We start from the raw sequence: 25257 nt of genomic DNA on the forward strand, positions 1-25257 counted from the left end.
ATCCAAGTTGCGAGTCTTTGATGACCCGTGAATCATTTGTTCACATTTCTGGCAATAGCCTGGATGGAACGTCGCCAAAAAGTTGAGCTGACAGCGGCGACTGGATCAACAAGACAAGACCAACTCTGCAAAAAAACACACAACGATTTTTATATTTAGGACTAGTCCTACATTACCCATTGCAACTATCTGACTTGTCAAATTGTTATGGGTCGATGTAATAAATATACTTCTTCATGTCGCATCGAAGCCCAGCGAAGGTTGGGACCACATCAGAAGTGAAGTGGCATTAGTTCGTGAGGCATTGCATTTAACTTTGCTCAAGTTAATTTCATTTTTTATTTTTATAAGGTGTTTATATGAAAAAGAATCTTATCGTTGCCGCTATCGCTGCTGCTTCCGCCTTCGCCGCTTTTGCTCCTGCTGCTCACGCCGCTGACGGCAAAATCGAGTTCACAGGTCTCGTCAAGGCACAGACTTGCGTCATCAACGGCGGCGAGGCTAACAACGATTTCACAGTCGCTTTGCCGCCTGTAGCAACTGGCACACTGGCAGAAGCAGGCGCCTGGGCTGGCCGTACTCCGTTCTCCATCAAGCTGACTGAGTGCTCGCCGGACACCGGCGAGGTGGCTACGTACTTCGAGCCAGGTTCAACAGTGGACCAAGGGACCGGTGCTCTGATCGTGGATGCTTCTGATGACAATTCCACCGCCAAAAACGTTCAAATCCGTCTGCTGAACAACGCATTTGCACCTATCAAGGCAGGTGCAGAAGGTGCTGCGCAGAATTCGCAAATTGCTAAGATCGCAAGCGGCAAGGCAGACCTGAACTACTTTGCGCAATATGAATCGCAGGGCGAAGCAACAGCTGGTATCGCTAACTCGCGCGTTCACTACACAATGATGTATCAATAATCGATAAAGTCTCAGTTGACCTTTCTCTGGTGAGGGAAAGTTCAGCATAGTTCTTGCCGTATTTTCAAGCAGCTTCGACCTCGCGGGGCAGAGGCTGCTTCTGAAGCGATGTCGAGAACGATTCGCGCAAATCCACGCAAGTTTATCTGTTTTAGGATCAGTCCTACTCTACCGGTGGCCATTTCCTGACTTGTCTAATTGTCATGGCATGCCGCCATAAATATACTCAGTTTTGCCGTATCGAAGCCCAGCGAAGGCTGGGGTCACATCAGAAGTGGCATTCGCTCGTGAGGCATTTCATCTAACTTTGTTTAAGTTAATTTCATTGTTTATTTTTAAGGTATTTTCTAAATGAAAAAGAATCTTATCGTTGCCGCTATCGCCGCTGCTTCCGTCTTTGTCGCTTTTGCTCCTGCTGCTTATGCGGCTGACGGTGAAATCAGCATCGAAGGTAACATCACATCAAAAACTTGCACCATCAACGGCGGTAACAAAAATTTTACAGTCACTTTGCCGACTGTATCGGCTGGAACACTGGCAGTTGCAGGCACCTGGGCTGGCCGTACCCCGTTCACCATCAAGCTGACCAACTGCTCACCGACCGGCGGCCAGGTGGCCACGTACTTTGAACCAGGCCCAACAGTGAATAAAGATACCGGTCGTTTGAGAGTTGATACCGGTGGCGCCACCAAAGTTGAAATCGGTCTGCTGACCGACGCATTTGCGTCAATCGATGCAGCTGCGGCAGTCGGTTCGCAAAAATCGCAAGTTGTTAGCATCTCAACAGCTGGCGCTGCAGAGCTGAACTACTACGCGCAATATGAATCGACGGGCGGCACAACAGAAGGCAGGGTTAGAACGCGCGTTAACTACACGATGATGTATCAATAATCGATAAAACCTCAGTTGATCCTTCTCTGCTGAGGGAAGGGTCAACGGGCGTTCTTGCTGTATTTTTTGCTGTATTTCTTGCCGTATTTTCAAGCAGCTTCGACCTTGCCGTGGCAGAGGCTGCTTCTGAAGCGAGTTCAAGAATTTTTCAATCATTTCTATTCAGGAGCGACACGATGAAAAAAGTCCTTCAAAAAGTCATGCTGGTGGCCGCGATGGCTTCAGGTTTCTTCGCTGCACATGCACAAGCGAGTGTGGTCATAGCAGGTACACGGGTTGTTTTTCCGTCTCAAGAGCGGGAGGTAACCATCAAGGTCACGAACGACGGCAAGGCGCCGGCGCTGGTGCAGACGTGGATCGACAAGGGCATCGCCGATGCATCTCCGGACACGATCGACGTGCCGTTCACCTTGACGCCAACCATGTTTCGCCTGGACCCAAAAAAAGGGCAGACCTTGCGCCTGATGTATACGAAAGAGCCGCTCGCCAAGGACAAGGAAACACTGTTCTGGCTCAATGTACTGGAAATTCCGCCAAAGCCGACAGCAGAAGCCGATGCGAACCGGATTCAGCTGGCATTTCGTACCCGTATCAAGATCATGTTCCGGCCGCAAGAGTTGACGGGCAAGGCCGAAGAGTCGCCGGCCAAAGTGACGTGGCAAGTGGTCCATGCTGCCGATGGCAAGGGTTACCAGTTAAAGGCGAGTAATCCAACGCCTTATTTCGTGAACCTGGGCAATGTGGATGTGAAGATCGGCGATAAAACATTCGATGCAGGGAGCGGGTTTGTGAAGCCCGGTGAATCGGAGTTGTTTAACATCGCTGATTTGACCGCGCTGCCTGCAGCAGGCGCAGAAGTGCTTTACAACGCCATCAACGATTGGGGCGCTGGCGTCAAAGGCAAGGCAGTGACGCAATAACGCCGGCAATGCGCCAGCGTCCGACGTAACTTACTGAGTCCACTAAGTCCACTGAAGTAAAAGCCAGGGCCACTCTGGCTAGCATGCTGCCTCCCTCGTGAGGCGGCAGGGAATTTTTTTGCTCATTTTTTTGCGCATTTCCCCCACAAATCTGAAATGCAATGCTCCCGCGTGACGACGTTATCAGCGTTATTCGCGGTCTTTTTCAAAAGACGTCGATTGGGATCGCTTCACCATTACCAATAAGAAGACAAATTCACGCGGGCAGCCTGAAGTCGAATCCGACGAGTTTTTTTAATTCCAAATTAAATAATTTCGGGTGGGTAGAAGCACGCTTTCGTACAAGTCCTATGTTAGCGGTTCGGGTTATCAGACGCGTCTAATTGTTGCGATACACCGCAATAAATACACTTGATCTTGCTCCATCAGGCACAGCGAGAGTTGCACGGAATCTCCACAAAAAGCAGTCACATAGTCAGGGTATTCAACAAAATGAAACACTCAAATCAAACACCACCATTCAAGCTCAAGCCACTCTGCGTGCTGATCCTGGCCGCTTTCTCGATGATCGAGACGGTTGCTTACGCGCAGGCAGGTCAGGCTGAATCGCTGCAAGTGGCGCAGGTGGAGTTTGAGAGTGGCTTCCTGCCAGCCGGCAGCGGTAAAGCCGTTGATTTGTCGCGCTTTGAAAAAGGCAACAACGTGGTCCCGGGCAACTACAGCGTTGATGTGTTCGTGAATCAGAACTGGGCAGGCCGTATGCAGCTTCCCTTCAAGGAGCAGGTGGGGTTGGCGAATGCGCAGCCTTGCTTCAATAAGAAAGCCCTTGAGCAGGCCGGCGTCGCCGTGACCAAGCTGCCGCCAGAGATCGGCATGCAACTGGCGGACGCCAGTGTGTGTCTGCCCATCGCCGAGATCGTCAGCGATGCTTTTGCAACCTTCGATTTCGGCGAGCAACGGCTCGACCTGAGCATGCCGCAAGTTGCCTTGAGCCGCACTGCGCGTGGCTATGTCAGCCCGGAATACTGGGATTCCGGCGTGAATGCCGGCATTCTCGGTTATGACTTCAACGCGTATCGCTACAACAACAAGCAGTTTGGCGGCGCGCAAAATACTTATCACCTGGGGTTGAATGGCGGCTTTAATGTGGACGAATGGCGCTTTCGCCATAACGGCTCTTTCAATTGGGCTGCCGACGGCACACGGAAATACCAGAGCATCACCACCTATGTGCAGCGTGACCTGACGGCCCTGAAGAGCCAGCTTGTCATCGGCGATGCATACACCAGCGGCGAGCTGTTTGATTCCACCGGCTTTCGCGGAGTGCAGATCGCCTCGGACGACCGCATGCTGCCCGATTCCATGCGCGGCTACGCGCCGACGGTGCGTGGTGTAGCGAGCAGCAACGCCAAGGTCACTATCAAACAAAACGGTACCGTTATTTATGAGACGACGGTGGCGCCGGGGCCGTTTGAATTCGACGATCTGTACGCCACCGGCTACGGCGGCGACCTGGATGTGTCCGTGCTCGAAGCCGATGGCAGAACACATTCCTTCTCTGTCCCTTATGCGGCCGTCCCGTTGTCGCTGCGCCCTGGCGTCAATCGTTTCAGCGCCACCGCCGGGCAAATTCGTGATTCGGGCTTGTCGAACAGGCCGGTTTTTGCGCAAGGCACCTGGCAACGCGGCTTGTCCAACCTGATGACCGGTTATGCCGGCATCACGGGTTCGGCCGGCTATGCCGCTGCGGTGGTTGGCGGGGCGTTCAATACGCCGGCGGGTGCGGTCGGCGTCGGCGTGACGCAATCGCACACCAGCATTCCGGATCAGGGCAGCCTCAACGGCACCAGCACCAGCATCAGCTTCAGCAAAATGGTCAAGGAAACCCAGACCAATTTTACTGTGGCAGCCTATCGCTATTCGACCGGCGGTTATTTCTCGCTGAACGATGCGATGAGGACGCGCGACGCTGCGGCAGGCGGCAGGAATACCGCGACCGTATTGCGCCAGCGCGACAGGGCCCAGATCTCGCTTAGCCAGGGCCTGGGCGAGCGCGGCGGCCAAATGTACCTGACAGGTTCTACCGTCAAGTACTGGAACCGTAGCGGCACGGACGTGAATTACTCAGTCGGCTACAGCAATACCTACAAGAACGTTAACTATAGTGTTTCCGCATCGCGTCAGCGCGATAGTTCCGGCGCCATGGGGACGGAGTTTTATGCGACCCTGAGCATCCCGCTGGGTAAGGAGCACCCAGTGACGCTGAGCACCAATATGTCGCGTGCCAGCAATGGCGGCCGGTCGATGCAAGCCACGCTTTCCGGCGCGGCAGGCGTGAGCAACGCTTTCTCTTATGGCGTCAGCGCAAACCATGCGAGCGGCGGTGGCGGAGCGGCTAGTACATCGAGCGGTAGCGCAAATGCAGCCTACCACACGCCTTATGCCGACGTTTCGGGTTCGGTCAGCAGCGGCAGCGGCTATTCGCAGGGATCGTTTGGCGTGCGCGGCGCGGTGGTAGCACATCCTGGAGGCGTTACATTGTCGCAGCCGGTGGGCGAGACCATCGGCGTCGTCGAAGCGAAGGAAGCCGAAGGCGCGCGGGTCATTAACGTATCAGGACTGAGTCTGGATGGCCGTGGTTATGCCGTTGTGCCTTACCTCACACCGTACAACCTGAACGTGATCGAACTGGACCCGAAAGGCTTGTCCACCGACGTGGAACTGAAGGCGACGAGCCAGCAGATTGCACCGCGCGCCGGTTCCGTCGTTTTCATGAAGTTCGAGACCGAATCGGGACGCTCAGCGGTAATTCATGCCACGCAACCAGATGGTGCGCCGCTGCCGTTTGGCGCTTCGGTGCTGGACGAGGAAGGCAACAATATCGGCACAGTCGGGCAGGCCAGCAAAATGTTCGTGCGCGGTCTGCAGGATAAAGGACATCTCACGGTCAGTTGGGGCAACGGGTCCGAATCAATGTGCCGGATCGCCTACGACCTGCCAGTGCGCCAAAGCCGTGCGAAATCGGAAAATCTTCAGCGCATTGAGGCGACATGCCGCGCCGATGGAGAAGCGGCGCTGGAACATGCGGCTACGTCCGACCGCCAACCCGACACACAAGACGTCGCAGCAATTCAGGATCAGTCCTGATTTCAGCCGCGCGATCGTAATTTAACCTGGGGACCTTTGTCCCATTAGACCAAGGAATTCCAATGAAGATATCTATCAACAAGTATGTTGGGACAGTGGAGCAAGGTGGGCATTTGTTCATTAGGGGCATGGAAGCCCCCGGCACGCTGACAGTGACTATCGCAAACGGCACACGCGGCGAGGCAAGCGCCGTCGCTTTGAATGGAGGGAAATACAGATGAAATATGAAGCAAAAAAACGCCTGATTAGCCTATTGCGTTTATTTATGTTCGTCGGAGTCGCGTGGATTGGCGTCAATCATTCCGCATATGGTGTGGCCGTGTGCAATTTCCCAAATCACATAAATATGACGGGCGATATGTTCAATTTCGGCAGCATTGTCGTTCCACATGATGCACCAGACGGATCTGCAATTGCAACGACGACAATGATTCTTCCCTACGAATGCCCGGCCAATCCGAGCGGTATGGGGGGATTTAGCTTGCAATTCCTCGGTTCATTGCGTTTGCCAACGCAGTTTCCGGGGGTCGGGCAGATTAATACTGTTTATGAAGGTCTTTATAAATACACAGGTTTTCGCATAACCAACATGGATACGGGTCAGGTAATGAACCCCGTGACCGGCTCTATCCAAGAATGGGCGCCGCCGATTACTTCACCCAATCCGGCTTCCGGGTCTTTCAGGATAAAAATTGAGCTGATAAAGCTCAGTGATGGCATTTACAACATAAAACAAATGCCAAATGATTCAAGGCCACCCATATCTCAAGTCAGGATTTTCGATAGGAATTATCCAGACCAGTACAGATATTTATATCTCGTTATTGCAACATCGGGGGGATCCATTAAACCAATGCCGCAGAGCTGCACTGTCACGAACTCGTCAGCGCCTCCGGTGCGCCTGCCGAACATCAGCACGGGCGACCTGAGTTATGCGGGCGCTACCGCGGGGGACACTGGCTTCAACATCGGGCTGAACTGCAAGATTGGCTCGAGCGTCTACATGACCCTAACCGATATGACCGACCCGGGAAACACGAGCGACCTGTTGACGCTGACCCCTGACTCGACGGCGAAGGGTGTGAAGTTGCGCATCTCGCGAAACGGGAAGCCGCTCCGCTACGGCCCCGATTCGCGCGCCCCCGGCAATCTGAACCAATGGTATGTCGGTCCGTCGGCTGCGACGTTGAACATCCCGTTTAGCGCGCAATACGTCGCCGACGGCCCGGTATCCGGCGGAATAGTGAAGGGGCGCGCCACGTTCACCATGAGCTACCAGTAGTCAGAATCAGGGTTGTCGCCTCGCTGGTGTGAAGGTATGGACGCGATTCTTGTTGACTACCGTGACTATCACTGAAATTTTACGGAGGTTCAATATGACTCGTATGCACAATCCGCCGCACCCTGGCGAGGTATTGAGAGAGTACCTGGGTGATGTGACGGTGACGGACGCGGCAATACGTCTTGGTGTTGGTCGCGTCACACTTCAACGTATTGTGACTGGCGCTGCCGGGATTTCGTCTGACATGGCTTATCGTCTTGGCGCAGCCTTTGGCACCAGTCCTGAGCTGTGGGCAGGGATGCAGTTGCAGTACGACTTACACCAGGCTGGCAAGATCAAACGGCCAAAGATCGAACGCATCGCGGCATAGCTAAGAATACGCATGTGGCACATGCCGAAACCAAAGTGCTCGGCGCGCACATCCCTCCACCACTTGCCGACAAGGTTTTTACCCGCCCAGTTTTTTCAGCACATCGTTCAACAACGCCTTGTACGCAGGAAGTGCGTCGCTCAGCGCGGCCAGGTCGGGAATTCTGCCAAGCTGTTCCAGCTGCGCACTGGCCGTGACCGCGGTCTGTTCATGCACCATGGAAAACGCGCCTTTGATCGAATGCAGTTGCTCCAGCACAGCCTGGACATTGCGCGCCGACAGGGCATGATCAATCTCGCTTAAAGATTCTTCCGTACTTGATCGCAATAACTGCAACCATTCCGCATCGAGTTGCGGTTTGCCTGTTTTGGGCAAGGACGGAGACGCCATTTCAGTGCTGCGCATCACATATCTGCGCACCATGCCATCAATCTCGTCGAGGGACATCGGTTTCAGCAACACATCTGTGATGCCGACTTTTTTGCAATGATTATGTTCTTCAGCAGTGGCGTGTGCGGTGATGGCGATGACCGGCAATTGCGCTCCGCGGCGTCGCAAGAAACTGGTAAAGACAAAGCCGTTCATGCCTGGCATGCTCAAATCGGTCAGTACGATGTCGTACTGGTTTTTCTCGAACAGATCAAGCGCGGTACTGCCGTTGTTCGTCAGATCGGCTTGATAGTTGAGCGCATTGAGCTGATCCCGAATCAGCGCCAGATTGACCTTGTTATCTTCCAGCACCAGTACGCGCACTCGCTGTACCGCCTGTATGCCATCCACCGCAGGATTGTTTTTTGCGTTGCTCTCTGCAATGCTGCCTGCGCTTGTTGATGGTGTAATAGCGCCGGTGATGGCCTCGTGCAAGCCTTGCAGGCAATAGCAGGAGACGACGCTGTGCTTGCCGTTCGTGACAGCGACCCTGGGGCCATCTTCGGTCGCATCGATGACGCGTGAAGCTCGTTCGCGCGCGCGGTCTTCATCGGCAACGCTCCAGGGGCGGGAGTCGCCGAAAATGAGTAGTGGCAGGGCGGCTGCCGGCATTTCCTGAGGATGCTCAAGAAGCTGCACATGCGTACCCCAATACGCCAGATGCGCACTAATGGCCGTCCGCCATTCCGGTGCGGAGCACAGCATGAAAAGGGTTGGCGTTACCGGAAAAACAGTGTTGGAAGGCAGGTCTTCGGTATCGGCCAGCAACGGCAGATGAATACTGAAGGTGCTGCCCACCCCGAGGCGGCTGTTTACTGTGATCGTGCCGCCCATCAGTTCGACCAGTCGCTTGCACAGCGCCAAACCAAGGCCGCTTCCACCGAAACGGCGGGTGATCGACTTGTCAGCCTGCGCGAACGCCTGAAACAGTTCACGCTGCTGCGCTTCACTGATGCCGATTCCTGTGTCGCTGATGCTGATTACCAGCATCGATGGCATCCCGTCTGCCTCGGCATGATGCTGCAAATCGATGGTGACTTTGCCGCTCTCCGTAAATTTGATGGCGTTACCCAGGAGATTCAGTAAAACCTGGCCCAGGCGGGTGGCATCGCCTAGATAAAAGCGCGGCATATCCGGCGCCACCGTATAGAAAAGATTGAGGCCCTTGGCGTCGGCCAGCGGCGCAAAGATGGTTGCAGCTTGTTCTACCGTATCGATGGCGTCGAAGCGTATATTTTCCAGCGTCATCTGGCCGGATTCGACCTTGGAAAAATCCAGGATATCGTTAATGATGTCGAGCAAGGACATGGAGGAAGAGGTGATAGTACGCAGACGATCGGCTTGCATGTTGCTCAGCGGCGATCTTTCCAGCAGTTCGAGATTGCCGAGAATCGCGTTCAACGGCGTCCGTATTTCGTGACTCATGGTCGCCAGGAAGGCTGCCTTGGCCTGGTTGGCAGCTTCGTCGGCCGCACGCGCTTCGTCCAGTTTTTCTTCAAGGCGCTTGCGCGTGGTGACGTCGGAAAAGCTGCAGAGCAGTACCTCTGCGCCTTGATATTTGGTCTTGACCAGGTTTGCCAGCAAATGCGACGTTGTTCCATCGGCCAATGTGACTGCAAGAGTATGGTCCTTCGCCTGCTTGAGTGACGTGCCGTCCGAGGACTTCTGCATGTCCCAATATAAACTCAGGAATTGCCTGTGCAGCGGATGCTTTGGATTGTCATAGGACTGCATCGTTTCATTTTGCAGCAAGGTCTCGCCGCTGCGGATCGACAATAAACTCAAGCCTACCGGTACCGCGTCAATGATGGTGCGGTTCAGGTTTTCGCTTTCAAACACACGTTGCGAACGCTGAAACAGCGGCATGAGAATTTTGCGGTCGAACAGCAGCACGAAAATCCAGAGCAGGGTGATCAGCCCCAGCGTGCCGAGTAAAGAAGGAAGCAATTTAGGTAGAAGTGCTACCAGCAAGGTACGCCATGAAGAGGCATAAACCAATACCCATCCGGTATCCGACAGCGATTCGCTGATGGTGAAATCGCCGTCGTGATAGAAATAGTCGGGCGTATTGAGTGTTTTCTGCCAGCTTTTGGAATCGATGATGCGCTGGCTCAAGCCCGGTTCGACCACCGAATCATGCCATGCATTGACGATGGTCTTGCCGCTCTCGTCAAGGATCATGAAATTGCCGTCGTAAGGTTCTTGATGGAATTTATCCGTCAAGAACTTGGCTGGCAAGGCGCTGACAAACGTCATGAAAAGGTGGCCGTTGTCGTCAAACATCGGTTGCACCACTCTGAAAACGTATTCACCGGTAAACGGATCGCGTGAGACAGGCAGCCAGATAATACGATGCGGTTCGCGGAAGCCTCGTACTACCGGAGAGCTGCGTGGATCCCCGATATCGGGTGCGATGCGATCAATCAGTTCAGTGACATTCCTGGCGCCGGTCATTTTAAGCGGATCACCGGCGGGAGCCGGCAGGATGGAAAGAAACGTGTGATCCGGATTGTAGTAATACGCGTTCAGCGGTATTTTCCGCTGCCGTGCGCTAACGGTGCTAGGATAGCCCAACTCTTCGGCGAACGACAGGTATTTGGCGAATGAAGCCGTCGGCCGCGCATCGCTAATCTGCGCCAGGGCGAGTTGCGGAGTTACTTTGTCGCTGGCTTGCAGCACGACACGACCGCCATGTTCGGAAAAATCACGCATCACCTGCGCATTCTGTTGAGGGGAGTCGGACCACAGCATTTCAGAGTAAATCGCGCCACGGCGGATTGCCGCGTTCTTGGTCTCGATATCGATCAGCAGCGCATTCTTGTATGTCAGGTAAACGTAGTGTGCATCAGCAACGTAGTCCTTGACGTAGGACCATATCACAAAGGCGTTGGCGGCCAGGATGGCGATGGTCAACGCAATGGCGCCACCCCGCAACAAACCGCGCTGATAGCGGTTGAGCAGCCAGAGTACGCTTGATTTCTTTACAGACGCAGCAACTCTGCCGGCGCTTTGGAGTAAGTCTTTATTGTTGACTGAGAATGGCATTGGGTTGTGACAAGTATTTTTCCTGAAAATGAGTTTAACTTTGTATTTATACAATAGCTGGATTTATTTTAAAAAAAGTCCTCATTTTGAATTCTTTAGGACTAGTCCTTATTAACTTCTATTAGTTTTAATACTTGTCTAATTTTCATTACATCCGATCCCCTATATATTTGTTGCAGGATGAGATCGCTGTCAGACCAAAAAAATATTTACAGACAGGTATAGCAAGATGAAACAGGAACAATCGCCAAAAATTGCCCAGCTTTTACTCGGCTACTCCCGTCTTTCCGATACGGAGGCAAAGCATTTCACGCGTGCGATGAATCAGTTTATTTTTGCATCGCCATTGCGCAAGCGGGAGATGCGGGAGTGCTGGGAGCGACAGGGACTTTCGGTTTCAAAAATAAAGTAACATTGACAGTATTTCTTCACATAAATTTTAAATTGCTATAAAAAGCAAACAATCACTCGGGATAATAGGCAGGGTATGGATTCGTTCTCAATACGTGTCGTCATCGCAGACGACCACCCAGCGGTGCTCAAAGGTATCAAGCAAGAGCTTGCTGCAATTGAGACCATCAAAATTGTAGGCGCGGTGAGAAACTCCACCGGGCTCATCGAACTGCTCGACCAGCAGGCATGCGATGTACTTGTCACCGACTATGCGATGCCTCAGGGCGAATACGGCGACGGTCTCGCGCTCTTCGAGTTTATTCAGCGGCGCTATCCGAACATCCACATTGTCGTCATGACGATGATGGATAATCCCGCCGTGCTGCAAACCTTGCTCACCGTGAATATTCGCTGCGCGGTCAGCAAATCCGATGATTCTTCCCATCTAGTTCCGGCCATCCATATTGCCCATTCAGGCGGCGAATACTTTTCTCCGACAATGAATACGATCGTGCAGGCGCTGAGAATCGGCCAGGCAGATGGCCGCACAACGAGCAAACTCACCAAGCGGGAAGTGGAAATAGTACGCCTGCTGGTTTCCGGATTGACGGTGAATCAAATCGCCGAACGGTTAAGCCGCAGCAAGCAGACGGTCAGCTCGCAAAAGATGAACGCCATGAAAAAACTGGGTATCGAGCGCGATGTCGACCTGTATAAATACGCCACCGAGATGGGCTTGATGTAGTTCTCGGCTCGGCATGCGCCGTGTTCAACCTGTCAAGATACTGAAGGTGGCGACCACACGACTACGGAATGGAACGATGATTGATGACAACAAGCCGCCGATGTTCAGCTCCACTTTCGAGGCTATCCCGAGGAGCAACAAGATGTGGAGTGCCAAAACGAAATTTGTCTACGTGATCCCAATGCGATGCGATCTCCACTAATTTGGGCGGATCTCCGTGCCTTGGTCGTTGAGCACGTCACTTTTCTGGGACGACCTCCATTGTATAAATTTTTTACTATTATCTGATTCGCAATAATCGCCGTGTCAGCAATGCATTCATATCTCTGCGCGTGTCTACAACGACATGAACATAAATGGTCTCTTGCCTAACTTCGTAAATAACGCGATTCATGCCAGACAACACTTGACGATATTGCGTCAGGTTAAGTTTCTCAATTTCGTCTGGAATGAGTCCTGCCTGTGGAAAGTGCTGCAAGTTCCGAATGGCTTCTTTTATTTTTTCGAAAGTGCTATGCCACGTTTTTAGCGAGAAATTTTTGATGACATAGATTTTTAGTTCTTTGAGGTCTTGCTCTGCCGAATCAAGAAGCACAACTCTGAACGTTGCTGCGGATTTCACTTTGCCACTCATTAGCGATCTGCCTTGTCCAAATCGGCAAACACGTCTTCAACATCTCGAAATTTTCCTTGTTCAATTTCACGATTGCCAAGAGCCAGGATTTTCAGTAGCGCGAGTGTTTCTTCTTGTTCTTCATAGCTCTTCACATCCATCACGACCAGCTTGGCTTCACCGTTTTGTGTAATCAACAGTGGCTCGCGATTTTCAGTGATGTCCCTGACGATCTCAGCGGTGTGACTCTTGAGATAGCTGATGGGCTTTACCTGAGTAGAAAATTTCATGACATAAGCTCCGTTGATTTCTTGCAAAGACCAATTTTAGTCCTAATTAAGTCTTTGGTGCAGAAGCTAAGGCATCAATTTGTATTTTTGTTGATATCAAAAAGATCACTTGTACCAAGCGAAAGACGAGAGTAAATTCAGGCGGCGCAGGGCAGCGGTTGCACCTGTATATAACGAGGCGCGTTCAACCCGGCTCAATTCAAACCAGCAAAGTTAACGTATTGAACAATTGTTGGTCTTCTTTTTTCGCAGAGCGGGAATGGCGACGGATAACCTGTAGCAGACAATCGATAAAACAGACGGCTGCGCGGCTGAGGGTGCTGCTGCGGCGCGTGATAACGCAGAGTTGTCGGGGTTCGAACTGTTCAATGAGCGGTACCGCCACCACGCGATCATGAAAAGGCGGAACGACGCTCAAAATGGTGGGGCACCAGGTGCACATGCTGGCATGCTCGACCATTGACTGCAGCATCGTCACGGATTGTGCTAGTACGATGCGTTTTTCATCGATGCGGGCGTCATGCCGCCAAAACAGATAATCCATCAGCGCATCGTACCCGTCCGGGGCGTAATTCAACACCCAGTCCTGGTCAAGCAGATCATGGATCGATCGGGCTTTTTGGCGGGGATGACCGCGCCGTACCAGTACCGTCGTTTCGTAATTGAGCACAGCTTCGCAAGTAAACTCTTGGGCCGCCATCGACGGTAGCAGCGGCCCGATTGCAAAATCCATACTCCCGTCGCGCAATAACGGTTGGGCAACCGGCATCAAACTTTCAAATAATTCGAGCCGCACCTCCGGCATGCGCTGTCGGAATTGCAATACCGCCTCAGGCAGAAAGGTAAGCATGACCCAAGGTGTAATGCCGACGCAAAGACGTCCCTCGGCTTGACCCCGTAGCTGGTCCAGTTCGCTCTGCGCCTGATGCAGCTGGTTCAACACCAGCCGGGCGTGCGCAAGCAGCACCTTTCCATACTCCGTGAAACTTAAGCCGGCGGGGCTGCGTATCAGCAGCGGCAGTTGCTGGGCGGCCTCAAGCTCACGCAACGCCCGCGTTACGGCGGCCTGCGAGATGCCTAGCGAACGGGCCGCTCCCCGTATGCTGCCGGTCTCGGCGCTGGCGACCATTGCTTGTATTTGATGCAGTTTCAATTTGCGCCTCATGTGACAACGTTTGGTTGTCATCATAACGAAATTGCGGCTTACGAGTGCATACATTGTTGACTAAGATCGGCTCCACGTTGTGATTTGGCGATTGGCGGCATCGAAAGGTGCATCGCCTTGCCATCGATACAGTCTGATTGATCTTACCGAGGAATCCATTGATGAATGCCACCTTTGTCCTGCCCGGAATTGCGGCCATCCAGGAAGACATGATCGCAATTCGCCGCCGCATCCACGCCCACCCTGAACTCGGTTTCAAAGAATTTGCTACCAGCGCACTGGTTGCGGAGCTTCTGACAAGCTGGGGTTACCAGGTCACGCGTGGTCTGGGCGGGACGGGAGTGGTCGGGACGCTGAAAAACGGCGTTGGTCCTTCGCTTGGGTTGCGCACCGATATGGATGCGCTGCCAATCCAGGAGACGACTGGCCTGCCATATGCGAGCCGGATAGACGGGGTGATGCACGCCTGCGGCCATGACGGCCATACCGCCACCTTGCTGGCGGCAGCCAAGCATCTTGCTGGTTCCCGCTCGTTTTCAGGCACGCTTCACCTGATTTTCCAGCCCGCAGAAGAAGGGCTGGGAGGCGCGCGGAAGATGCTGGAAGACGGTTTATTCGAGCAATTTCCTTGCGACGCGGTATTTGCGATGCACAACGTGCCAGGCTATCCGGCTGGCCAATTAGGTTTTTTGAGTGGCCCGTTCATGAGCTCCGCCGACACCGTCACTATACGGGTGGTCGGCAAAGGCGGACATGGCGCGGTACCGCACAAGGCGATCGACCCGGTGGTGGTTTGCTCATCGATTGTGATGGGGCTGCAAAGCATCGTGTCGCGCAACGTCAACCCGCAAGAAATGGCGATCATCACCGTTGGCTCGATTCACGCCGGCGTTGCATCCAACGTCATTCCTCCATCGGCCGAGATGTCTCTGAGCGTTCGCGCACTCGCAGCCGAAGTGCGTGATTTGCTTGAACTCAGGATTACCGAACTGGTGCATGGCCAGGCGGCCAGCTTTGGCGCCCGCGCCGAGATCGACTATTTCCGCTGTCATCCGGTTCTGGTCAACCATCCAGCCGAAACCCGGTTTGCCCGCAAAGTGGCGCATGAATGGGTTGGTGATGCCGGATTAATCGACGATCTTCGCCCTTTTACCGCCAGTGAAGATTTTGCCTTCATGTTGGAGAGGTGTCCCGGTAGCTACATCACCATCGGCAACGGCGATGGTGAACGCAGCTGCACGCTGCACAACCCGGGTTACGACTTCAACGACACCTGCCTGGCAATCGGGGCGAGTTACTGGGTCAAGTTGGCCGAGCGCTTTTTGGTCTGACCCTGCACACGCGGGCACACACAGGATTGCTTCTTGTCCCGACAGGGAAGGGAAGAAGCAGAAGCAGAAGCAGAAGCAGAAGCAAGGATAAAACATCGCTACGCAGATAGCAGTCGGGCAGTACACATAAATCTAAGGAGACATTTCATGAAAAAAATCATCACGACAGTTTCGCTCGCTTTATTGGCCATTTCCGGTTCCGTCAACGCCGCAGACTGGTCTGGCAAGGAGATCAAGCTTGGTATCGATCCGACCTATCCGCCGCTGGAATTCAAGACCGCAGATGGCAAGCTCACCGGTTTTGGCGTCGAGATTACCGAAGCGCTTTGCGCCGAGCTCCGCGCTCGATGCACCTGGGTTGAAATCAGTTTTGACGGCATGATTCCGGGCCTGCTGGCAAAGAAATTCGACGCCATCGCCTCATCCATGACGATCAATCAAAAACGCATGGAACAGATTGCGTTCACCAACAAGATTTCCAATGCGCCGGCACGACTGGTCGTCAAGCGCGGGAGCGATTTGTTGCCGACTGCAGAATCCCTGAAAGGCAAGCGTGTCGGCGTGGCGCAGGGTTCTAGCCAGGAAGCCTATGCCCTCGCTGTCTTGCGGCCGGCCGGTGTCGATGTGATTGCCTACAAAGGCCAGGACCAGGTGTACGAGGATCTGATTGTTGGACGTCTGGATGCTTCGTTGCAGGCATCGATTGCAGCCAGCGATGGCTTTCTCAATAAGCCGCAGGGTAAGGATTTCATGTTCGCTGGTCCGGCTCTGGAGGATCCAAAGTTTTTCGGCCTCGGGGATGGCATCGGCTTGCGCAAGAAAGACGTGGCCTTGCGAGAGGATTTGAACCAGGCTCTCGCTACGATCCTCGCCAACGGTACTTACGCCCGGATCAACAAGAAGTACTTTGACTTCGATGTCTACGGCGCAAAGTAATAGCTGAAGCCAGACCTGAAGTAAGCCTAGAAGTAAGCCTAGAAGTAAGCCTAGAAGTAAGCCTAGAAGTAAGCCTAGAAGTAAGCCAGGCAGAACAGTGGAGCTGGGCAGCTGCCGCTATTGCATCGCAATATGCCTGCTTTTTTTTAAAAAAAATAACAAACAGGGATTACGCAACGTTTCGTCAGCAAGGCATGCCGACGAAGACGGTACGAAGGTACAGCCAGGAGGCATAACGCCGCTGGTGGGATTTTGCGTAAGTCCTGACAAAAACAACTCCGGGAGACACGATAGTGAAGAAATTCTTACCCATGTTTGCTGCAATCGCCACCTTTGCAGACGTGGCGCACGCACAAACTGCATTAACCATTTACGGCCGGATGGATATTGGCGCAATCAAGCAAAGCCATGACGCAGTGATCCTTGACCGCGGCGCAAACAACGTTCTTGGCTTTCAGGGAACGGAAGATCTGGGAGGCGGTCTTTCTGCCTTGTTTCAATTGGAAATGCGCTTTGAGCCTGGTACCGGCGCGTTAGAGAACAATGGCCAGCGTCCTCTATTTCAGGGACAGTCCCGTGTCGGCCTGAACGGTGCGTTTGGCACCATCCGATTGGGGCGAGGTTTGACTGCAGTGCAAGATCCCAATGCGGACTATGATCCGTTTTTCACCAACACAGTGGGTTCGCTGATCAATTTTCAGACGGCGAACTACGACTCGGATCCGTTTAATCCGTCGAACTCAGCAAATCGCTTCTCCAACGCCTTGTTCTACAACACGCCAGTGATGGGTGGATTTCAACTGAACGCGACTGTCGCAAGCAGAGAGCCGATTGGCATCGCTACCACCGATTTGCCGGTCAACCCTGTATCGGTGTCCGGCACCTATAACAACGGCCCTGTTTCCGCAATGCTCGGTTATGAGCGCAACGCGCTCAGCACCAAGTTCTGGCAAGCGGCCGGCTCCTACAAGATTGGCTCGGCCAACTTGATGGCTTCGTACTCGCAGCAAAACCAGAGCGCAACCGTGACACTGAATCCGAAGACCAGGGGCTGGAGCGTCGGTGCCGACGTCGTTGCCGGTCCCGGCAATGTGAAAGCCGGTTACGCGCAGGTCAGGCAAGACGGCCATGCATCCGACAAAAAAGCCTCGATTGGCTACTGGTACAACCTCTCCAAACGGACCTACCTGTACACCGACGCCGCCCGCACAAAGACCGGAGATTCCGGCGATTCCATCAATGCGGTCGATTTCGGCATCCAGCATTCATTTTAAAACCGGCCACGTCCAGTACAAATCTTGTACTAGACGTGGCCGGTTCTTAAACAACATAAATGAACGCAACAATCGCTGCCAAAAATGGATTTAGCGGGCGAATTTCACAGGACTTACGAGAAATCGTCCTGGCAAGGGAGTAGCAGGGAATTCGGACAGCATGCTGTCCGCCTGCGCCACGATACCCGCATGCAGGCGGGTATGCGCCTGGCAAGGGCATCGACGAAGACAGTACGAATGGTCGGCTACGAGATGCAACGCGGCCAGGGCGGTTTTGCGTAAGTCCTATTTTATTTAAAAGGAGGCAGGACATGTTTTTAATGGGCTTTGGTCCGCTCATTCTTGAAGGTGCGCTGGAAACCATCAAACTGGCATTGCTTTCGATGCTGCTGGCGGTGCTGATCGGCTTGATCGGTGCTACCGCCAAGCTGTCCCGTCACCGCCCGCTGCGTCATCTGGCAACTGCCTACACGACCTTGATCCGTAGCGTTCCGGATCTGGTGATCATGCTGCTACTGTTCTACAGCTTGCAGATCTTGCTGAACCAGCTCACCGAATCGCTACACACGGATCAGATCGATATCAATCCATTTTTCGCAGGGGTAATCACGCTAGGGTTCATTTATGGTGCTTATTTCACCGAGACGTTTCGCGGCGCATTCCAGACGGTGCCGCGTGGCCAGATCGAGGCGGCCATGGCTTACGGCATGACGCCATGGAAAGTATTCTGCCGTGTGCTGTTTCCACAGATGATGCGCTTCGCCTTGCCCGGTATAGGCAATAACTGGCGGGTATTGATCAAGGCGACCGCCCTGGTCTCGATCATCGGCCTGGCTGACATTATCACTGCGACGCAGGATGCCGGCAAAAGCTCGATGCGGCTGTTTTTCTTCAGCATCGTAGGCGGCTTGATCTACCTCGCTATCACCACGGTATCGAGCGGTGTTTTGTTATGGCTAGAGCGGCGTTATTCCGCAGGCGTCAGGAAAGCGGACCTATGATCGACATTTTGCAAGAATACTGGAAAGCCTATCTGTGGAGCGATGGCTATCGTCTGACCGGCGTCGCCATGACCTTGTGGCTGCTGGTTGCTTCCGTCAGTATCGGCTTTGTGCTTTCAGTACCGTTGGCGGTAGCGCGGGTATCCCGTCATCGCTGGATTCGCGGGCCGGTATGGTTCTATACCTATGTGTTCCGCGGCACGCCGCTCTATATCCAGCTGCTGATTTTATATACAGGGATATACAGTCTGGATGTAGTGCGCAACCAGCCGTTGCTGGGCGCCTTCTTCCGTGAAGGAATCAACTGCACGCTGCTGGCCTTCGCCCTCAATTCCTGCGCCTATACCACCGAGATTCTCGCCGGGGCGATCAGAGGAATGCACTATGGAGAGATTGAGGCGGCGCGCGCCTACGGCATGTCTACATTCACGCTGTACCGCCGCATCATCCTGCCGTCGGCGCTGCGTCGCGCCTTGCCTTACTACAGCAACGAAATCATTCTGATGCTGCATTCCACCTCGCTGGCGTTTACCGCGACGGTGCCCGACATCCTCAAAGTCGCCCGTGACGTGAACGCGGCAACCTACGCTTCGTTTGACGCGTTCGGTATTGCCGCCGTGCTGTATGCCGTGATCGTATTCACCCTGGTATGGCTGTTCCGCCGCTGTGAAATGCGCTGGCTAGCCTTTTTGAAGCCTCAGGGGCATTGATTGAATTGGAGAGAATGACTATGTATCAATTAACCGTGGATGACCTGCACAAGAAATATGGTCAGCATGAAGTGCTCAAAGGGGTCTCGTTAAAAGCCAAGGCGGGGGATGTAATCAGCATTATTGGCTCCAGCGGATCCGGTAAGAGTACATTCCTGCGCTGTATCAACTTCCTTGAACAGCCCTGTGCAGGACGCATTGTCGTCAATAATGAGGAAATTCGCACCGAGCTGGATAAGAAGGGCGCGCTGCGCGCTGCAGATCCACGGCAATTGCAGAAAATGCGCGCCAAACTGGCCATGGTCTTCCAACATTTCAATTTATGGGGACACATGACGGTGCTGGAGAACATCATCGAGGCGCCGATGCACGTGTTAGGCGTAGGCCGCGACGAGGCCAAGATTCGGGCCCGCAAATACCTGGCAAAGGTCGGCCTGGCCCAAACCCTGGAAAACAGTTATCCGTCGCATCTTTCGGGTGGCCAGCAGCAGCGCGTGGCGATCGCCCGAGCGTTGGCGATGGAACCGGACGTGATGCTGTTCGACGAACCGACCTCGGCGCTCGATCCGGAATTGGTCGGTGAAGTGTTGAAGGTGATGCAGGCCCTGGCCGAAGAAGGGCGCACCATGGTAGTGGTGACGCACGAAATGGCCTTCGCACGCGATGTATCGAACCACGTGGTGTTCTTGCATCAAGGGCGCATCGAAGAAGAAGGGCATCCTAGCGAGGTATTTAAGCAGCCTAAAAGCGAGCGACTACAGCAGTTCCTGACCAGCAGTCGGAAATAGCGCTACGCCTGAGATTTGTCGGATTGCCGTCGTCGCTGAGCTGCTTTGATGCGCGCCACCGCGTTAACAGTTGTACTTAGAGGCTGTTGCAAACACAGATGGCCAGGCGCTCCGACGAAGACAGTACGAGTAGTACGGCCAGGAGGGTGTAGCAGGGGTTTCAGACGACACTATCATCTGCCTGCGGAACACACCTGGCTTGCAAGCCAGGTGTGTTTGCAACAGCCTCTTAATGCTTGGTGAGCTTGGTGACAGAGTCTGGTGGCCGCTTGGGGGATACGACTGCCTGAACCAGAAATTTAAGCATTCATGTTGCCATCTTGTTCAGCAATAGTCGCCGATGTAGAGCTGCGTTCGCGGTATGGAAATCGAACAAAAATTATTTTAAAACAATACGTTATGGCATCAAAATAATGTAATCTGAGAACTCAGCCTGCTAGAAGCCACTCGCGCTGCCCTAGAAAAATCCGCAGTTGCATCCAAGAAAAAGATATAGAATTTGCACAAATAGCTGTTCCAAGGAGTGTCATGCAAAAACACCAGGACCTTGTGAATCGACGAATCATATGACGGAAAATAGCCGGGAATTGCTCGACAAGCTTCGCATCGACCGTACGCCGTCGGAGACGCCTCGGAAAACCGCGCTGTGGGTCGGCCTTGGCGTAGCCGTTTTGCTCGTCGCGGCTGCCTATGCGGCATGGACGCATATCAAGACTCCAGTCGCGCAGTTTCATACTGCGGTTGCGACCAAAATCGGCGCCAACGCATCTGTGCTGGATGCTACCGGCTACGTCACCGCGCGGCGCATGGCGACGGTCTCTTCGAAAATCACCGGCAAGGTGAAAGAGGTCATGATCGAAGAAGGCCAGCACATCAAGGCCGGAGAAGTGATGGCAACGCTCGATCCGATCGACGCCGATGCCCAGCGCGCGCTGGCCGATTCCCAATTATCGGTTGCAAAGAGCGAGATAGGCAGCCTGCGCGCACAACTCAAGCTGGCCGAAGCAAATGTCGTTCGCTATCAGGAGCTGGTCGCGCGCAAATTCGTCGCGCCGGCGCAATTGGACCAGTATATTTCGCAACGCGATTCGCTGCTATCGCAGCTCGATACCGCACAACGAAACATACAGGTCGCCACCGATCAGGTGCGCGTTGCCACTGACGGGGTCGACAATACCGTGATACGCGCGCCGTTTTCGGGGGTGATCATCGCCAAGGCGGCCCAACCTGGCGAAATCGTCTCTCCACTCTCTGCGGGCGGGGGTTTCACCCGCACCGGCATTGGCACCCTGGTCGACATGGATTCGCTTGAAATCGAGGTCGACGTGAACGAGGCCTATATTGGCCGCGTATTGTCGAAAATGCCAGTGGATGCGATCCTCAACGCCTATCCTGACTGGAAGATTCCAGCCGAGGTGATTGCGATCATTCCCTCCGCTGACCGTAGCAAGGCAACCGTCAAGGTACGCATCGCCTTGCTGGTGAAGGATCCGCGTATCGTTCCGGAAATGGGCGTCAAAGTGAGCTTTCGAGACGCGGCGCAATCGACCGGAGCGGATATCAACGAAGGGGTTCGCGTACCGGCGACCGCAATCGGTGAGCGCGATGGCAAGCCGGTTGCGTTTGTAGTCGGCCCTGAACAAAAAATTGAACGCCGCGCGCTCAAGGTAGGGCGTTCAATGGGTGAGGACCGCCAGGTGCTGGCCGGCTTGAATGCCGGTGAAACGGTGGTAGTATCGCCATCTCCCAACCTGGCCGACGGCGTACAGATACATATTGCGCCGGCCGAAGGAAGCGCGCCCTGACGTTTGTTTTGATTTGTTCGTTTTGATTTCAGATCAAGGATGATGAATATGGAAACTCTCGTTTCAATTCGCGACGTGGTCAAAACCTATCAGCGCGGCGCTGAAAAAATAGAAGTATTACATGGCATTAACCTGGATATTCCCAAGGGTGATTTTGTCTGCCTGATGGGGCCATCCGGCTCGGGCAAGACAACGCTGCTCAATCTGATTGGCGGACTCGATTCGCCTAGCGGCGGCCAGATCGAAGTCGGCGGCAATCGTATCGACCAGATGGGATCGAACAAGCTCACGCACTGGCGCTCAAATCACATCGGATTTATTTTCCAGTCATACAACTTGCTGCCGATGCTGACTGCGCAAAAGAACGTCGAGCTGCCGCTGCTGCTCACCAAGTTGCCTGCGGCGCAACGCCGTCGCAATACCGAAATCGCTCTGCAACTGGTCAACCTGGCCGATCGCGGCAAACACAAACCGAGCGAATTGTCGGGCGGGCAGCAGCAACGCGTGGCAATAGCGCGCGCCATCGTTTCCGACCCGCAGTTGCTGGTGTGCGACGAGCCGACCGGCGATCTGGACCGCAAGTCAGCTGATGAAATCCTGTCGCTATTGACACTCCTCAATCGCGAACACGGAAAGAGCATCATCATGGTCACGCATGACCCTAAGGCGGCAGAGTATGCCAGTCGCATCGTCCATCTGGACAAGGGCACGCTGGTCACCGATCCTGTCGCGTGAAACGCCGGCTATCATGAAATATTTCTCGCTTATTTGGGCCAGCCTGTTTCGCAAGAAAGCCCGCACGATCCTTACCTTGCTATCGATCATCGTCGCGTTCCTGTTGTTCGGATTGTTGCAGGCGGTGAGCCAAGCATTCAATGGCGGTGCGGACAACGCCGATGCCGACCGCATGATCACCAATTCGAAATATTCGATCATCGATATGCTGCCGATCGCCTTTCAGCAGCAAATCGAAGCGGTGCCGGGGGTCAAGGCGGTGGCGTTTGCAAGCTGGTTCGGCGGCAGTTATCAAGACAAACCGGCGCGTTTCGCGGTGTTCCCGGTTGTACCGGACGAATATCTGAAAATTGCGCCGGAACTTCAAATGAGCCCGGAGACGCGCGCCGCATGGAACGCAAATCGCACTGGCGCAGTGGTCGGTGAAACACTGGCCAAACAAATGAACTGGAAGGTCGGCGACAAAGTACCGCTTCTGGCCGATATCTGGCCGAAGACAGACGGTTCGCTGACGTGGACCTTCGATATTGTCGGCACTTTTCACAACACCAAAGATCTGGCCAATGGCGATTCGGCGCTGCTGTTCCGCTACGACTATTTCGACGAAGCGCGCCAATATGGCAAAGGAACGATAGGCTGGTTTCTGGTGAAAATAGATGATCGTTCGCACTCGGATGCCGTCGGCAAGGCGATCGACGCCAAATTCAACAATTCCGGACATGAGACAAAAACCCAGACCGAACAAGCGTTTGCACAAGGCTTCGCCAAGCAGTTCGGCGATATTGCGCTCATCGTCAGCGCCATCCTCGGCGCTGTCTTTTTCACGATCCTGGTATTGACCGGGAACACCATGTCCCAGGCGCTGCGCGAACGCATTCCTGAGCTGGGTATCTTGAAAACATTGGGATTTTCCAATCAGGCGGTATGGTGGCTGGTCATGCTGGAGTCATTGCTTTTGTCCGTCCTCGGCGCGGCGATCGGCCTGCTGCTGGCGGTGTTCGCCATCGATGCGATGAAAGAATCGTTATCCGGCTTCGGAATCACCCGGGTAAGCTGGCGGGTTGTCGCCGAAGGTTTCTTATTCGCATTCTTGCTTGGACTTCTGGTCGGACTCGCGCCTGCGCTCAAGGCGATGCGTCTCAAGATTGTCGACGCCTTAAGGGCATAATATTGCCGTTCGTAGGTTTTGAGGAGTAAGCGCGATGCTCGCCTGGCTAAGTCAAATTGTGCAAGTTTCCTGGATGAACCTGAAAAATGTTCCCCAGCGGCTCGGCCCCTCGCTGGTGATTGTGGTCGGTATCGCCGGCGTAGTCGGCGTGCTGACGGCGATTTTATCCATGGGAGCGGGCTTTCGCGCCACGCTAGGCAAAGCCGGTTATGAAGACCGTGCGATAGTGATGCGTAGCGGAGCCACTTCTGAACTTTCCAGCGGTTTAAGTCGCGAGCAGGCAGACGTGATCGGTGGCGCTCCGGGCGTACGGCGCGGCCCCGACGGCAAACCGATTGTCGCGGCAGAACTCCTGGTCATCGCAGACTTACCGAAGGCAAGTACCGGTACGCTGGCAAACGCCGCGGTGCGCGGCGTACAACCGGGCGCCTTTCTTTTACGGCCCGAAGTGAAGATAGTACAAGGCCGCTTGTTTACTTTCGGCACGCGTGAAGTCATAGTCGGCAAACAGGCAGCGGCGCAATTCAAGGGATTGAAACTTGGATCGCGGCTTGCATTTCGCGATGCCGACTGGACTGTGGTCGGCATCTTCGAAGCCGGTGGCAGCGTGAATGAATCCGAGTTATGGGCGGACGCAGCAGTTGTACAGAGCGCATATCGCCGCGACGGCTACCAGTCGGTCAGTGTTGCCCTGGAAAACAATGCGGCGCTGACGCCGTTCAAAGACGCTCTCACTGCCGACCCGCGGCTGCAGGTCAAGGTCTCAACGATGAAACAATACTTTGCGTCGCAGTCCGAGGCGATGAGCAAGCTAATCAGTATCCTCGGCTATACAGTGGGATTGATCATGGCGATCGGCGCAGTATTTGGCGCATTGAACACGATGTACGCCGCGATCTCGACGCGCAGCCGCGAGATTGCCACTCTGCGGGCGATCGGTTTTGGCGCGATGCCTGTCATGATCTCGGTCTTGCTGGAGGCCATTTTTTTGGCTTTTATCGGCGGCGCCATCGGTGCGGCCTTGGCTTACCTGATATTCAATGGCTATACCGCAGCGACGCTTGGAGCAAACTTCAGCCAGGTCGCGTTCGACTTCCGCGTTACGCCTGCATTGATGGGGCAGGGCATGCTGCTGGCTCTGGCGATCGGTCTCATTGGCGGCTTCATGCCGGCATGGCGCGCCACCCGATTACCGGTCGCAACGGCTTTACGTGCGGAATAGGGCGGCAGATACCCGATGCGCCACGCGCAGACAAAGACAAGCGCGGCTCACCAGAGAAGCTGCGGAGCGCACGCAGTCAATGC

22 protein-coding genes are annotated in these 25257 nt (G+C 54.2%); 18 read left to right on the forward strand and 4 right to left on the reverse strand.

Features of this window, described 5'->3' with window-relative positions; translation table 11 throughout:
• The first annotated feature begins 359 nt into the window (after positions 1 to 359).
• The 6 genes from LT85_RS12365 to LT85_RS12390 all read left to right on the forward strand — a co-directional run bounded on the left by LT85_RS12365 (position 360) and on the right by LT85_RS12390 (position 7524).
• Positions 360 to 914, forward strand: coding sequence for a fimbrial protein (locus tag LT85_RS12365; protein WP_038489144.1), 555 nt, complete (start codon positions 360 to 362; stop codon positions 912 to 914).
• Between the two features lie 351 nt (positions 915 to 1265).
• A complete protein-coding gene (locus tag LT85_RS12370) occupies positions 1266 to 1805 on the forward strand; it encodes a fimbrial protein (protein ID WP_038489146.1) in 540 nt (179 codons plus the stop codon).
• Between the two features lie 176 nt (positions 1806 to 1981).
• Positions 1982 to 2725, forward strand: a complete 744-nt coding sequence (locus tag LT85_RS12375; RefSeq protein ID WP_038489147.1) for a fimbrial biogenesis chaperone — start codon at positions 1982 to 1984, stop codon at positions 2723 to 2725.
• 492 nt (positions 2726 to 3217) lie between these two features.
• Positions 3218 to 5872 (forward strand): fimbria/pilus outer membrane usher protein, encoded by a 2655-nt coding sequence (locus tag LT85_RS12380; RefSeq protein WP_052135118.1) that lies wholly within the window; start codon positions 3218 to 3220, stop codon positions 5870 to 5872.
• 217 nt (positions 5873 to 6089) lie between these two features.
• Positions 6090 to 7154 carry a fimbrial protein gene (locus tag LT85_RS25415; protein ID WP_052135119.1) on the forward strand — a complete coding sequence of 355 codons (1065 nt, stop codon included), beginning with the start codon at positions 6090 to 6092 and terminating at the stop codon, positions 7152 to 7154.
• A gap of 94 nt (positions 7155 to 7248) precedes the next feature.
• A complete protein-coding gene (locus tag LT85_RS12390) occupies positions 7249 to 7524 on the forward strand; it encodes a HigA family addiction module antitoxin (protein ID WP_038489149.1) in 276 nt (91 codons plus the stop codon).
• Positions 7525 to 7602: 78 nt separating this feature from the next.
• Here LT85_RS12390 and LT85_RS25420 read toward each other — a convergent pair whose 3' ends face one another.
• Entirely contained in the window at positions 7603 to 10998 is a 3396-nt protein-coding gene (locus tag LT85_RS25420; protein WP_052135120.1) for an ATP-binding protein, read from the reverse strand.
• A 229-nt stretch (positions 10999 to 11227) separates the two neighbouring features.
• Between LT85_RS25420 and LT85_RS26565 the strand changes: the two genes are divergently transcribed.
• Positions 11228 to 11410 carry a hypothetical protein gene (locus tag LT85_RS26565; RefSeq protein WP_156117506.1) on the forward strand — a complete coding sequence of 61 codons (183 nt, stop codon included), beginning with the start codon at positions 11228 to 11230 and terminating at the stop codon, positions 11408 to 11410.
• A 75-nt stretch (positions 11411 to 11485) separates the two neighbouring features.
• Positions 11486 to 12136, forward strand: coding sequence for a response regulator transcription factor (locus tag LT85_RS12400; RefSeq protein ID WP_038489151.1), 651 nt, complete (start codon positions 11486 to 11488; stop codon positions 12134 to 12136).
• A gap of 280 nt (positions 12137 to 12416) precedes the next feature.
• Here the strand turns inward: LT85_RS12400 and LT85_RS12405 are convergent, their stop codons facing one another.
• The 3 genes from LT85_RS12405 to LT85_RS12415 all read right to left on the reverse strand — a co-directional run bounded on the left by LT85_RS12405 (position 12417) and on the right by LT85_RS12415 (position 14192).
• Positions 12417 to 12770 carry a type II toxin-antitoxin system RelE/ParE family toxin gene (locus LT85_RS12405; RefSeq protein ID WP_038489153.1) on the reverse strand — a complete coding sequence of 118 codons (354 nt, stop codon included), beginning with the start codon at positions 12768 to 12770 and terminating at the stop codon, positions 12417 to 12419.
• Complete coding sequence (locus LT85_RS12410; RefSeq protein ID WP_038489154.1) at positions 12770 to 13039, reverse strand: type II toxin-antitoxin system Phd/YefM family antitoxin; 270 nt, start codon at positions 13037 to 13039, stop codon at positions 12770 to 12772. Before LT85_RS12410 ends, LT85_RS12405 begins: the two co-directional genes overlap by 1 nt.
• A gap of 199 nt (positions 13040 to 13238) precedes the next feature.
• Positions 13239 to 14192: a LysR substrate-binding domain-containing protein gene (locus LT85_RS12415; protein ID WP_038496033.1), complete on the reverse strand. Its 954-nt coding sequence runs from the start codon at positions 14190 to 14192 to the stop codon at positions 13239 to 13241.
• 173 nt (positions 14193 to 14365) lie between these two features.
• Between LT85_RS12415 and LT85_RS12420 the strand changes: the two genes are divergently transcribed.
• From LT85_RS12420 to LT85_RS12470, 10 genes are all read left to right on the forward strand, one after another.
• Positions 14366 to 15535, forward strand: a complete 1170-nt coding sequence (locus LT85_RS12420; RefSeq protein WP_038489156.1) for a M20 aminoacylase family protein — start codon at positions 14366 to 14368, stop codon at positions 15533 to 15535.
• 147 nt (positions 15536 to 15682) lie between these two features.
• Positions 15683 to 16471 carry an ABC transporter substrate-binding protein gene (locus tag LT85_RS12425; RefSeq protein WP_038489158.1) on the forward strand — a complete coding sequence of 263 codons (789 nt, stop codon included), beginning with the start codon at positions 15683 to 15685 and terminating at the stop codon, positions 16469 to 16471.
• A 293-nt stretch (positions 16472 to 16764) separates the two neighbouring features.
• Positions 16765 to 17745, forward strand: a complete 981-nt coding sequence (locus LT85_RS12430; protein WP_038489160.1) for a porin — start codon at positions 16765 to 16767, stop codon at positions 17743 to 17745.
• Positions 17746 to 18056: 311 nt separating this feature from the next.
• A complete protein-coding gene (locus tag LT85_RS12440) occupies positions 18057 to 18746 on the forward strand; it encodes an ABC transporter permease (RefSeq protein ID WP_038489165.1) in 690 nt (229 codons plus the stop codon).
• On the forward strand, positions 18743 to 19456 hold the full coding sequence (locus tag LT85_RS12445; protein WP_038489167.1) for an ABC transporter permease: 714 nt from the start codon (positions 18743 to 18745) through the stop codon (positions 19454 to 19456). Before LT85_RS12440 ends, LT85_RS12445 begins: the two co-directional genes overlap by 4 nt.
• Positions 19457 to 19476: 20 nt before the next feature.
• Positions 19477 to 20244, forward strand: a complete 768-nt coding sequence (locus LT85_RS12450; protein ID WP_038489169.1) for an ABC transporter ATP-binding protein — start codon at positions 19477 to 19479, stop codon at positions 20242 to 20244.
• Positions 20245 to 20810: 566 nt separating this feature from the next.
• On the forward strand, positions 20811 to 22049 hold the full coding sequence (locus LT85_RS12455; protein ID WP_038489171.1) for an efflux RND transporter periplasmic adaptor subunit: 1239 nt from the start codon (positions 20811 to 20813) through the stop codon (positions 22047 to 22049).
• 42 nt (positions 22050 to 22091) lie between these two features.
• Positions 22092 to 22784 carry an ABC transporter ATP-binding protein gene (locus LT85_RS12460; RefSeq protein ID WP_216595078.1) on the forward strand — a complete coding sequence of 231 codons (693 nt, stop codon included), beginning with the start codon at positions 22092 to 22094 and terminating at the stop codon, positions 22782 to 22784.
• The gene (locus LT85_RS12465) at positions 22726 to 23952 is read left to right on the forward strand and encodes an ABC transporter permease (protein ID WP_216595009.1); all 1227 of its coding nucleotides are present in this window, start codon (positions 22726 to 22728) and stop codon (positions 23950 to 23952) included. The genes LT85_RS12460 and LT85_RS12465 overlap by 59 nt, the downstream gene beginning before the upstream one ends.
• Before the next feature lie 34 nt (positions 23953 to 23986).
• Positions 23987 to 25174 carry an ABC transporter permease gene (locus LT85_RS12470; RefSeq protein WP_038489174.1) on the forward strand — a complete coding sequence of 396 codons (1188 nt, stop codon included), beginning with the start codon at positions 23987 to 23989 and terminating at the stop codon, positions 25172 to 25174.
• The last annotated feature ends 83 nt before the right edge of the window (positions 25175 to 25257 follow it).

It is taken from the genome of Collimonas arenae, assembly GCF_000786695.1.
Taxonomy (GTDB): domain Bacteria; phylum Pseudomonadota; class Gammaproteobacteria; order Burkholderiales; family Burkholderiaceae_D; genus Collimonas; species Collimonas arenae_A.